The sequence below is a fragment of the Acinetobacter geminorum genome, from assembly GCF_013009345.1.
Classification (GTDB): domain Bacteria; phylum Pseudomonadota; class Gammaproteobacteria; order Pseudomonadales; family Moraxellaceae; genus Acinetobacter; species Acinetobacter geminorum.
In genome coordinates, this window is record NZ_JABELE010000004.1 from 135,706 (window position 1) to 148,553 (window position 12,848).

Annotated in this window: 10 protein-coding genes; 6 read left to right on the forward strand and 4 right to left on the reverse strand. The window is 37.0% G+C overall.

Annotation, left to right across the window (positions count from 1 at the left end; genetic code table 11):
- Positions 1-53: 53 nt before the first annotated feature.
- From HJG58_RS05305 to HJG58_RS05315, 3 genes are all read right to left on the reverse strand, one after another.
- Positions 54-557 carry a hypothetical protein gene (locus HJG58_RS05305; RefSeq protein ID WP_170248176.1) on the reverse strand — a complete coding sequence of 168 codons (504 nt, stop codon included), beginning with the start codon at positions 555-557 and terminating at the stop codon, positions 54-56.
- A 61-nt stretch (positions 558-618) separates the two neighbouring features.
- The gene (locus tag HJG58_RS05310; protein WP_170248177.1) at positions 619-1,674 is read right to left on the reverse strand and encodes a linear amide C-N hydrolase; all 1,056 of its coding nucleotides are present in this window, start codon (positions 1,672-1,674) and stop codon (positions 619-621) included.
- 210 nt (positions 1,675-1,884) lie between these two features.
- Positions 1,885-3,558, reverse strand: a complete 1,674-nt coding sequence (locus tag HJG58_RS05315) for an FMN-binding glutamate synthase family protein (RefSeq protein ID WP_216076514.1) — start codon at positions 3,556-3,558, stop codon at positions 1,885-1,887.
- A gap of 683 nt (positions 3,559-4,241) precedes the next feature.
- Here HJG58_RS05315 and HJG58_RS05320 point away from each other — a divergent pair.
- The 6 genes from HJG58_RS05320 (at position 4,242) to HJG58_RS05345 (ending at position 11,428) form a co-directional block, all read left to right on the forward strand.
- On the forward strand, positions 4,242-4,772 hold the full coding sequence (locus tag HJG58_RS05320) for a Csu type fimbrial protein (RefSeq protein ID WP_216076515.1): 531 nt from the start codon (positions 4,242-4,244) through the stop codon (positions 4,770-4,772).
- Positions 4,773-4,855: 83 nt separating this feature from the next.
- Positions 4,856-5,563: a fimbrial biogenesis chaperone gene (locus HJG58_RS05325; RefSeq protein ID WP_170248178.1), complete on the forward strand. Its 708-nt coding sequence runs from the start codon at positions 4,856-4,858 to the stop codon at positions 5,561-5,563.
- 10 nt (positions 5,564-5,573) lie between these two features.
- Positions 5,574-8,012: a fimbria/pilus outer membrane usher protein gene (locus tag HJG58_RS05330; RefSeq protein ID WP_170248179.1), complete on the forward strand. Its 2,439-nt coding sequence runs from the start codon at positions 5,574-5,576 to the stop codon at positions 8,010-8,012.
- Positions 8,003-9,031: a Csu type fimbrial protein gene (locus HJG58_RS05335; RefSeq protein ID WP_170248180.1), complete on the forward strand. Its 1,029-nt coding sequence runs from the start codon at positions 8,003-8,005 to the stop codon at positions 9,029-9,031. Before HJG58_RS05330 ends, HJG58_RS05335 begins: the two co-directional genes overlap by 10 nt.
- A gap of 571 nt (positions 9,032-9,602) precedes the next feature.
- The gene (locus HJG58_RS05340) at positions 9,603-10,769 is read left to right on the forward strand and encodes an MFS transporter (protein WP_171545230.1); all 1,167 of its coding nucleotides are present in this window, start codon (positions 9,603-9,605) and stop codon (positions 10,767-10,769) included.
- Positions 10,770-10,924: 155 nt separating this feature from the next.
- Positions 10,925-11,428, forward strand: coding sequence for a hypothetical protein (locus HJG58_RS05345; RefSeq protein WP_170248181.1), 504 nt, complete (start codon positions 10,925-10,927; stop codon positions 11,426-11,428).
- A 45-nt stretch (positions 11,429-11,473) separates the two neighbouring features.
- Here HJG58_RS05345 and accC read toward each other — a convergent pair whose 3' ends face one another.
- The gene (gene accC / locus HJG58_RS05350; protein WP_002115704.1) at positions 11,474-12,841 is read right to left on the reverse strand and encodes an acetyl-CoA carboxylase biotin carboxylase subunit; all 1,368 of its coding nucleotides are present in this window, start codon (positions 12,839-12,841) and stop codon (positions 11,474-11,476) included.
- Positions 12,842-12,848: the final 7 nt, after the last annotated feature.

Below are 12,848 nucleotides of genomic sequence, written 5' to 3' on the forward strand. Positions count from 1 at the left end.
ATAATGCATCTATCCAATAATTTTGGATAGATGCATGACTCAATCTATCTGCTTTATTTTGAATTTTGATAAAGCTGCATAAAGTTTTTATAAACTGATGATTGTTTTTGTGGACTATACATATTGCGTTCAATCGTTCCTTTATCCGTTTTTATCAAAACGTTTACATTTTGAGCATTTTTAAACTCTTTTAAGAATTGGCTTGGAATAATAAAGAAAGTTGTTGAATGTTTAGGCACTAATCGACTTACATTCGTTTTTTCAGTCGCTTGAGCGGGCTGATAAGTAAATCGCTTCCCATCAATATCAAATATTAACTCGTTAATATCATAAAAGTTATAACTACTACTTAAATGAACATCTACGCGCAGCTGATCTTTTTGATTCTCGTTCCATTTAACGAGCAAGCTAGGACATAATTCAGTTGGTAAACAGTTGAGCTGACCAGCTGTCTTTACTACTGTAGGAGCTGTTGCTTTATCTGTACCAAATTGTGTGATGCTGCAAGCCGTTGTAAGTAGACAAGAACCCAATAAGAGTAGAGATGGCTTCATCATATAAATTCCAAGATAGTATGTTTAATATTATTTATGTTAAGGCCAATAATTTTGACATAAATTAACGAATAGTTGGATTTAAAAATAAAAATGGCTTTGCAACTTTAAAAGCAGAGGTTGCATCGCCTGCATAGGTATGGCTTTGCTCTGGTCCTAAGTCAAGTTTACGTGTTTTACCATCTTTAAAATTTATTTTTTTTAAATCTACCCAAAATACATTCGGTGATAAGGCTGACTCAAAGAAATAGAGCATCTGTTTATGATCAGCAACAGTTCGCCAGCGAGTTGAAGAAATATTTGGCTCTTCTTGAGTATTTAAACCATAAGGAACCGAAATATTACGAATTACACTAAATACAGAGGCTTGAGCGCGTTTTACATCATCGTTTTTAGGAATTGCATTAATATAAAATGATGCGCGGGCAAAACGATCTGATGCACGGTTAGTGCCTGGAAGCATGATGGTTCCACCGATTTGTTTCCAATATTCAGCAAGTGCGAGTTGTTTATCAAAAGTCGGTGAATTGGTCATAACCTGATAACTTCGGCTATGGTGAATCACTTGCTTTCCGTCAATATATTCAATAATTGCACTGTCACCTGTTTTGTCAGAAATAGATAAATGTAGTGTACTTAATCTTGATTCACCTGGAACATTATCACTAACGATAGTGAATGGTTCTTTTTCTAGGGCTTTAACGGCTTCATCTACAGTTGCAAAATTATCGAGCACATATTGCGCCCAAGCTGCGATACTAAGTAACGGTTTATCTGTTTTTTTTACATCTGGGTATTGAGATTCCACTAACCATAAAATATTGGCAACTAAGCCGACTTCGTTCATTCCATCTGCTGTAGAAACTTCATAACCTGTGGCAATCACACTTCCATATTTAGATGTCCATTTTATTGAATTGGGGCCTGCGCTTCCATCACGAGCTACTCCACTTGGCATAATCCATAAATTTGTACCTGTATCAACTTTCCAGTCCATTGAGCGAGCAGTAATAATATGTTGGTTATTGCCTAAATATACGGCACGTGTACAAGCAACAGCATAGCTACTTAAACCTACTGCCAGTGCGACAAAAGAAAAGATGAATGTTTTTTTTAACATGATGAGGTACCTTCTTGTTATAAGCATTAAAAAATTTTTATGAAATAAAATTAAAGTGTGTACGTTATTTATACTTTTATATTAGGTGAAAAATCGATTAAATACAAATTAAAAAGAGAGTGGAATTTAATCAAAAATCACATATTATTTTTAAATATGGAAGAGCATCACACTATAAATGTAATGCTCAAGTTAGAGAATCAATATAAATCAAAAATGATCGGCATCAGCCATATTCCACATTCGATAATAAAAATTATCATCGTCGTTATTAAGTTCAGATTGTAAAAGTTCACCTTCTTTTAAGAAAAAATGCAATTGAGCATAGTTCTTAATTTCACGATCGTTTACTCGCTGAGCCAAATGATGGGCTTTAATATCTGAAGGATGGCGTAAACCAGCCGCAGCAATCATTTCTGACAAAGCATGCAATGTATTTTTATGAAAATTAAATACCCGTTCTGATTTGGTCGGTACATCAATTGCTTTTTGACGGTCTTTATCTTGGGTTGCAACACCTACAGGGCATTGGTTAGTGTGACAGCTTTGTGCCTGAATACACCCAACAGCAAACATGAAACCACGTGCTGAGTTAACCCAATCTGCACCTAGTGCAAAAGTACTAGCAATATCAAAAGCACTAATGATTTTACCACTCGCACCAATTTTAACTTGATCTCTTAGTCCTGCCCCCATAAGAGTGTTATGCACAAAGCGTAAGCCTTCGCGTAATGGCGTACCAATATTATCGCTAAACTCAATTGGTGCCGCACCAGTACCACCTTCAGAACCATCTACAACAATAAAGTCGGGAACAATTTTTGTTTCAAGCATTGCTTTAACAATACTCATAAATTGCCAAGGTTGACCAATACACAGTTTAAAACCAACTGGCTTGCCGCCAGATAATGTTCGCAACTTCTGTAAGAAATGCATCATTTCAATTGGGTTAGAAAAACTAGAATGCTTAGCAGGGGAAATACAATCATGATCGCGTGAAACGCCACGGATTTGGGCAATCTCTTCGGTAATTTTATGCTTAGGTAAGATACCGCCATGACCCGGTTTTGCACCTTGTGAAAGCTTTAATTCGATCATTTTGATCTGTGGCAATTGAGATTGTTTAGCAAATTTTTGCTCGTCAAATTTTCCATCTAGGGTACGACAACCAAAATAACCACTGGCAATTTGCCAAACAATATCTCCACCATTTTCGAGATGATAAGGGCTTAAACTACCTTCACCAGTATCGTGATAAAACCCACCTAATTGTGCTCCTTTATTGAGTGCACGAATTGCATTGGCACTTAAACTACCAAAGCTCATGGCAGAGATATTCATAATGGAAGCGCTATAGGGTTGAAGGCATTGAGCATTACCCACCTGAATACGGAAACTCTTTGGATCTGCTGGTGGGCAAGGGCTTATTGAGTGGACAATAAAGCGATAGTTTTCTTGATAAACGTCAATAATTGAACCAAAGGGTTTATCTGCATTTTCATTTTTAGCACGTTGATAAACTAGACTTCTTTGCATACGCGAAAAAGGTAGAGCATCTTGATCCGCTTCAATAAAGTATTGACGAATTTCTGGGCGTATATCTTCAAACAAAAAACGGAAATGCCCCATAATTGGGTAGTTTCTTAAAATTGAATGTTTATTCTGCAAAACATCATAAAGGCCTAATAAGCTTAGTGCACCCGTGAGTACCCATAAACCGTTAAGTAGAGTATCTGAAATAAAATAATAGATACTATGAGGGGTATATACGGTGCGAAACCATGTAATGCTGAGTGCAGTAAAAATACATAAGAACCAGAGAGAATGGCGTGAAAAGAATGTATTGAGAAATTTATGTCGAATGATTTGTGCTGGACTCGCCATATTGGAACAAATTCCTAATGTTTTACTGGTACATACATTGCCAAGAAGGAACTAAAACCACAAGTATGGAATTGTTAGCTTAAGGACGGTATAACAAAATCCAAAGATTATTGGGTTTGATTTTTCATTTAATTTTTAGAAATAGTTGAGCTAGAGATACATGGTGTTATTTATAAAGATTCGTCTCTAATCACTGAAATTTCTAAGAAAAAAGCAAAGTTTGATAGAGAGCTTAGATTTCTTATTCATAAAATATTATTTTCTTATTTATTTAAAATATATAGAGCAATTGATAGCTTACTTTTTTATACTTACTTTTTTGACCAAATATTAAAAAAATATAAATTATGAGAGTCTATGGTAAATTTTAATTAATGAAAAAATATTATTTTTTTAGAAAAACTAATAAAAATGGAAAAGAAATTATCAAAAAAACATTTAACAAGGAGGAAAATCATAAAAATTTATATAATTGAGAAATTCATCAGAACTTGAATTATTAATTGATATTTAGAATGAAATCAATATTAGTATTTTTGTTGTTTTTTTGTATTATGTGCGACTAGTAGAGTGAAAAAATAACGCTTTGAAAAAACAGTCAAAAAAGCTAGTGATTGGATTGGGGAAGGCTAGTTTTTACATCTATTAATTTTATTGGCGTAATGTAAAAGGTTTTTTTAACCATGAATAAGTCTCTCATTTATTTATCAGCAGTTGCTATGGGGTTAATGTCGATGAATGCTGCAAATGCAGCTACAGCTACCGGCACATTAACTGTTAAAGCAACAATCACAAATAGTTGCGTACTTAATACGTCAGCTACAGGCACAACAGCTAATGCAGTTCTGGATTTTGGGACATTGAGTTCTCTTGCTAGCAATGTCGATGCAGACACCACAACAACAGGTGGTACGGCAATTAAAGTTTTATGTAATAACACTGTGCCATGGACTTTAGCCTTCGATGCTGGGAAAAATGCGCAATCGACACAACGCCGTATGATTGGTGGGGCAACAAGCAACGAATATATTCCTTACAACCTTTTTTCTGACACAGGGCGTGCCACCGCAATTGGTATTTCAACAACTGCTTATAGTGGAACAGGAACTGGTAATGTACAGACAGTGAACGTTTATGGCCGTATTCCTGCTGGCACTACTTTGCCAAGTGCAGGCAGCTATCTTGATACTGTGACAGTAACAGTGACTTACTAATTTTTAATAAGTTTTATTGTGTCATTGCTAGCTCTTGTTTAATAGAGCTAGCTCAATTTGAGAAAAGTATTGTTGGGCAAATCATGAAAAAAAATATCTTTGTTGCTACAAGTTTATTGTTGTTTTTGCCTAGTATGCTAAATGCTGCATCAATTCGCCTTTCACCTGTAAGTGTTGAGATGTTAAATGATCAAAGCGCAACCTCAATTAGTTTATATAACCAGTCAAATGAAAGTGCTGATTTGCAGGTGCGTGTATTTGAGTGGAGGCAAAATGCTGGACAAGATCAATTAGTCCCTACGGATGAGATTGTCATTAGTCCACCATTTTTAAAACTACAACCTAATGATTCTTATAACTTGCGTGTAGTTAGGATTAATCCAGAACCTATTTCTGGTGAAAAAACTTATCGTATTATTATTGATGAGTTACCAAAACCTGTTGATAGTCGTAAAGCATCTCAAGGAGTAAACGTACTTCTACGCTCATCATTACCTGTATTTGTAGTCAATAAAGATGCGATTACTAAACTGAGTTGGTCAATACAACAAGAGCAAAATAATGCTTATCTGACGATTAGTAACATTGGTAATCGACATGCGCTTTTAAATAATTTAATGCTTGTTGATACAACTGCGAAAAAAAGTTATCCGATTAAAGTAAATACTGTGAATGGTTATATTCTTGCTGGGAAATCGAGAAACTTTAATATTAGTCCTGATTTTAAATTTCAAGCAGATCATAAATATAATATTTCATTGAATATTAACGGTAAGCAAGCATCTCTTTAAAGAGGCACACATGAAATATCTCGTAAGTGCCTTATGTCTTACATACTTGCCGACTCATGCTTTTGCTGAATCTTTACAAGATAGTACCAATGCTGTTTTACCAAGTATTCCAGAAATCACGGACTCTTCTTATCATGCATTTGGTTCTGATAAAGGATATATACAGCTATTTTTAAATATTTCTGTTAACTCAAATATTTCTAAAGATTTAATATCGGTACGGCAGGATCAAGATAGAAAATTATATATCCGCTTTCGTGACTTAAGAACTTTAAGACTAAAAATGGATGAAGATATCCCAGATAACCAATGGGTGTGTATTAATGATTTAAACGGAATTCAGTTTAAATATCTGGAAAATGAGCAGTCTTTAAACTTAAAAGTTCCATCGAACATGTTAACGGGTTACTCAGTCGACTTAAGTGGCCAGCAGGTCACTAGCCCACATTTGCTAAAGATGAAACCCTTAAACGCAGCCATTCTGAATTACAGTCTGTATAACACCATAACCAATGACGAGAACGTTTTCTCAGGTACGGCTGAGGGGATCTTTAACAGTGCAATTGGTAACTTTTCATCAGGGGTTTTATATAACGGTAGTAATCAAAATAGTTATAGTCATGAAAAATGGGTACGACTGGAAAGTAAGTGGCAGTATGTAGACCCTGAAAAGATCAGGATATATACCCTAGGGGATTTTATTTCCAATAGCCCGGATTGGGGGAGCAGTATCCGTCTGGCCGGTTTCCAGTGGTCGAGTGCTTATAGCCAACGCGGTGATATTGTCACCTCGGCACTCCCACAATTTTCCGGCTCGGCAGCATTGCCTTCGACCTTAGATTTATATGTCAATCAACAAAAGATTTATTCAGGGTTAGTGCCTTCAGGCCCATTTGATATTAAACAGCTCCCATTTATTTCAGGAAATGAAGTCACCCTTGTGACTACCGATGCAACCGGAAAGCAGAGCATTACCAAAAAGCCTTACTATTTTTCATCTAAGATTCTGGCAAAAGGCATAAATGAGTTTTCAGTAGATGTTGGTATTCCACGCTACAACTATGGACTCTATTCAAATGATTATGACGATGCCACCTTTGCCTCAGGTGCGATCCGATACGGCTACAGCAACTCACTGACCTTAAGCGGTGGGGCAGAAGCTTCAACAGATGGCCTGTCGAATCTCGGCACAGGATTTGCCAAAAATGTTTTGGGTATTGGTGTGATCAATGCCGACATTGCAGCGAGCCAGTATAAAGATGAAAACGGTTATTCTGCTTTAGTCGGTTTAGAAGGGCGTATTAGCAAGAATATTTCCTTTAACACCAGTTACCGCAAAGTATTCGATAACTACTTTGACCTTGCCCGTGTGTCTCAAGTGAGATATTTAAAAGATAACCAGATCAATGCCGAGTCACAGAACTATCTGAACTACAGCGCACTGGCAGATGAGATTTTTAGGGCAGGGATTAACTATAACTTTTATGCAGGTTACGGGGTTTATCTGGGTTATAACCAGATCAAATATAGCGATAACTCCTATAAATTACTGTCTACCAATTTAAGTGGAAGTCTGGACAAGAACTGGGGTTTTTATGCATCAGCGTATAAAGATTATGAAAACCACAAGGACTATGGAGTTTACTTTGCGCTGCGATATACCCCGTCCAGTAAAGTGAATGCGATCACGAGTGTATCTAGTGACAGCGGTAGCCTACGGTACCGCCAAGAAATATTCGGTTTGTCAGAACCCCAAATTGGTTCATTTGGCTGGGGTGGCTATGTTGAGCGAGATCAGGATGCAAAAGAAAACAATGCATCGGTCTATGCGTCTTACCGAGCACGAGCGGCTTACCTGACGGGACGTTATAACCGATTTGGAGATAACGATCAGGTTGCACTTTCAGCGACAGGTTCATTGGTTGCTGCGGCGGGACGTATCTTTGCGGCTAATGAAATTGGAGACGGCTACGCAGTTGTGATTAATGCAGGACCACAAAGCCAAATTATAAATGGTGGTGTTAATTTAGGTGCGACCGATAAGTCTGGCCGATTCTTAATTGCGAATTTAAGACCCTACATGTCTCATCATATCTACCTAGACCCATCATATTTACCTTTAGAGTGGGAAGTTAGCTCTACGAATCAGACAGCGTTTGTAGGTTACCGCCAAGGAACCTTGGTTGACTTCGGTGCTCATCAGGTCATTTCAGGGTTAGTGAAACTTGTTGATCAAAGCAATTCACCGTTAATGCCGGGTTATGCCGTTCAAATTAATAGTCAGCAAGATGGGGTGGTTGGCTACGACGGTGAAGTATTTATTCCAAACCTGTTAAAGCAAAACAAACTTGAAGTTGATCTTCTGGATCATGGTTCATGCCAAGTTGTTTTTGCGTATGAAAATAAGCAATACAGTGCTAAAAAATTGGGGCCTTATGTATGTCGATAAATATTGCTAGCTTTAACCAACCGACAACATTTAGAGCACTTTCATTTATCCTGAAATATTTTTTGGGAACGGGTTTGCTATGCCTGATCTTTACATTTTTTAATTCCGCCCATGCAGATTGCACAGCTACAGCGCCAAATTCTGGCACATATACATACACTGCTGCAACAATTAACAGTGATGCAGTACTGACATACACTGGGACAATACGTTGTTATGGAGCACGTTCAACACCAGAAATTTCAGGTTATATGTGTATGAAAACCGTTTTTACTGGAACCACGAGTAGTAATAATAATGTTTCATTACCCTATACGGTAACTGCAAGTGTAGGTGGAGCAGGCTCTTCTACCACGAATCAAACCTCCAATGTGTGGTATGGGCCAGTGAGAACAGTCTCTTCAAAGAAGGTTATAAGTTACTCAGTAAATATAAAAGTACCAGCTCGTACGGGTTCGCTCATGGCATATCCTAAAGGAACCTATACGGGTACGGTTCAGCTATTTTGGGACATGCAAGCAAGCTCTAGCACTGTGTGTGAGGGGGATAGTGGTGGAGGTTGGGACTCGGGTAATACCACTATAACTGCTAATTATGTTGTGCCAAGTTTGTGTCAAATAGATTCAACATCAAATGTCGATTTTGGAAATATTAATGATATTGGTAAGACTACTCGTGATTATACAGCTCAAGGAGTGGTGAATACGACCTGTAATAATGGACTGCCATATAGTATTTATTTGGGGGATGGAAATAACCGTATTGCCGGTGGCTTTAGGCAAATGGCAAATGGTAGTGGTCAGTACATTCAGTATCAGTTATATCAGAACTCGAATTATATTACGGTATGGGATACTACTGGTGGTGTAAGCGCAGTTGGAGGTTCTGGAGGTGTTTCTAAAACAGGTTCGGGCAGTTCTCAGGGTACAAATGTCTATGGAAAAATTCCGCAAGGTACTACTATTGCAACAGCTCCGGGTAATTACTCAGATACGATCGTTGTTACAGTAACTTATTAAGAATTTTTTGATTCTAAGATTGGATATTTTGCCAATGTTTTGATTGGCGGAGATGAATAATAATTAGTTTTTAAAATTGATATTTAAGCTAGGCTTGACTTAAAGGTGTAGTTTAAAAAGGGCTTTGTTTATAAAATTTGATGTTTAATTGTTCTAATTTAAAAGAAGCAGATAAGTTTAAAAAAGTAGGGATGATAAGTGGTTAGCGATAATGTTGTTTCAGGATGAGTAAAAACAGAAAAAGACAAATTAAAAAAATAAGAAAAAACATCTGATAAATATATACCTTGTGAATATTAAATGTATTTTTACACAAGTTAACAGATTGTACAAATTAAATTACAGTTCTCTTTTCTTTCTTTATTTTGTCTTATCAATCATTTAATTATTTGTATTGGAAAACAAAGTGTTAAAATTGAAAGGCTGAGATGCTCTGATATGTTTAATTGTATTTTATTCGGTGAATCTACGAATTGAAATTTGTGGATGCTTAGTAGTACTAAAGACAAATGTCTATATGTGTGACAGCTATCCCGAATTTTAACCTCATGAAAATACAAAGGTTTGTAAATTGTTTCAACCACTTACTATCCAAACTCGACTCGGTGGATTTTACTTTTTCTACTATTCCATTGTTGGCACATTCATGCCGTATTGGAATTTATATCTCCAAGATCAGGGATTTAATTATCAAGAAATTGGTGTTTTATCATCAATTGCGATTGTAACGCGTTTTTTTGCGCCTTTAGTTTGGGGTTGGATTGCTGATAAATCTGGTAAGCGGATGTTACTTGTTCGGATAGCAACTTGGATGGAATCTTGTATATGGTTAGCTATTTTTATAGTGCCAAATACTTTTCAATCAGTTGCTTTGCTTATGCTTATTTTTAGTTTCTTTCAAAATGCGATTTTAGCTCAATTTGAGGGAGTGACTTTATTTTGGTTGGGTGATCAAAAAGCTAAACTTTACGGCAAAATTCGTAAGTGGGGATCGGTTGGGTTTATTGTTGGGGTATTCACTATTGGGGCTATTTTAGAAATAGTGCATATTTCAATGCTTCCAATTTTACTATTAATTATCGCGTCACTAGCGTTTATTTGGTCTTTCACAATCCGCGAACCTGATAGCGCGCCTACTTCCCAAAAATATTTAGAACCTTTACTTCCTGTTCTTAAGCGCCCAACAGTGGCTGCATTTTTTGCAATTGAATTTATTCTACTTTTTTCACATGCGCCTTTTTATAGTTTTTATAGTAATTTTCTGAAATCTTTGAATTTCAGTACGACTGAAATTGGATTTTTATGGGCCATGGGCGTTTTTGCTGAAATTTTTATGTTTTCAATTGCCTCAAAGATTTTTCAACGCTTTTCGTGGTGCAGTTTAGTCGTTGTGTGTCTGCTGGTGACGAGTATACGTTGGATGCTAGTTGCAGTATTTTCACATTATTTTATTGGTCAACTTTTTGCGCAGTGTTTACATGCCTTTAGTTTTGGTTTATTTCACTTGATTGCAATGAGAGTTATTTTTCAAAACTTCTCTGCTGGACAGCAAGGGCGTGGACAAGCACTTTATAGCACCATGTGGGGGTTAGGTGTAGCTTTTGGTAGTGTTCTGGCTGGGCATTTCTGGAAAACTTTTTCTGGTGAACTCATCTTTATGTGTGCCAGTGTGGTTGTGCTCTTAGGTTTGTGCTTTGTAAAGTGGCTTCCGAAACAGGTCGATTCTTCAACCACCTAAGCTTGAGATCATGCAAAACACAGAATTTATATTGAAAAAAGCAAGTAAACATAAAATTGTTTGATGAGATATAGTCACATGTTACGGTTGAAAAATATTGTTTTTATATGGTTATGGAGCAATGATTTTCTAAAAAAATATGCTAACTTAACTCCATGCGTTTAATGATTAATAAATCTATGAAAAATATTTATATTATTGGATTATTGTGGGTTTGTTCTGGTTTAGCTGTGGCAGAAACAGTAACAGAGAAGCCAGTCGAACAACCAGTTCGGACTGCAAGTAATCCTAATGCTATACGTATTGTTACGCGACCTGAAATTATGGGATTATGGGGAATGGAAATTCCAAATAATAAAAAATGTGTAGAATATTATAACTTTCGTAGTAGTAATGATGTAGTGATTAAAAGTGGTCAGGAATGGTCTTATGGTATCTATGAATACCAACCATCTGATGATCCTAAAGAACAGCTAGCTGCTTTAGTGATGCAAATTAAATTTGATAATAATAAAGTAGATTGTTCTGGTCAGAAACAAGACCAAACAGGTGATGTATCACAATATTTTGTACAATGGAAAAACGACCATACAATCAATTTTTGCTCGACAGCTAAAGGTGAGCAGTGCTTTGCGACTTTGCGTAGAGTGTTACCATAAAATTATAGATATAAAAAAGCCTCTTAAAAATAAGAGGCTTTTTTATTATGCAGTTTCAGCTTTCTTTTCTTCAACTTGCTTTAACAAGTGTTTTTCAAGGTAATGGATATCCATTGCTTGAGAGCAGAAGCTTTTATCTTGCAAAATAAGATCTTTATGCAGAGGAATATTTGTTTTAATTCCTGTAAGGATCATTTCATCTAATGCTTGACGCATACGAGCAATTGAAGTTTCACGGTCTTTACCATGAGAAATCAATTTAGCAATCATAGAGTCATAGTAAGGTGGAATGCTGTATTCTGGGTAGATATGAGAATCTAAACGAATACCAGCACCGCCTGGCGCATAGAAGCTTTCGATTTTACCTGGTGACGGTAAGAACGTTGTTGGATCTTCTGCATTGATACGGCATTCAATTGCATGTCCTTGAACTTTGATATCTTCTTGTTGAAGCTCTAGTCCTAGACCGCCTGCAATACGTAACTGTTGTTCAATAATATCAACACCAGTAACCATTTCAGTTACAGGGTGCTCTACTTGAACACGAGTATTCATTTCAATAAAGAAGAATTCACCATCTTCAAATAAGAATTCAAACGTACCCGCACCACGATACTGCATCAACTGACATGCATGAACACAAGCTTCTAAGATATCAGCTCGAGCTTGCTCTGGTAGGTTTGGTGCAGGTGCTTCTTCTAGTACTTTTTGATGGCGGCGTTGTAATGAACAGTCGCGGTCATATAAATGAATTGCATGACCATTACCATCACCAAGAACTTGAACTTCGACATGGCGAGGTTTTTGTAAGAAGCGTTCCATGTAAACGGTATCATCACCGAACCACATTTCTGCATCGCGCTGCGCTGCTTGAACTGATTCAAGGAGTGTATCTACACGCTCAACAATACGCATACCACGTCCACCACCACCAGAAGCCGCTTTAACAATAAGCGGGAAGCCGATTTCTTTCGCTTCTGCCAAGGCATTGTGGATGGTTACTGCGTGGTCACAACCTGGTACAGTAGGTACGCCAGCTTTTTTCATGGCAACAATCGCAGAAACTTTATTCCCCATAAGGCGGATATGTTCTGGACGTGGGCCAATAAAAGTAAAGCCTGAGCTTTCTACAATTTCAGCAAACTCAGCATTTTCTGAAAGGAAACCATAACCCGGGTGAATAGCATCAGCACCGGTAATTTCTGCAGCAGTAATAATTGCCGGGATATTTAAATAGCTATCACTACTTGCGCCCGGACCAATACATACTGCTTCATCAACAAAACGTAAATGCATCAAATCCTTATCGGCATCTGAATAGATACCAACAGTCTTGATTCCTAATGTTTTACAAGCCCGGGTAATACGTAAAGCGATTTCACCACGGTTTGCAATTAAAACTTTTTGCAACATAGACGTC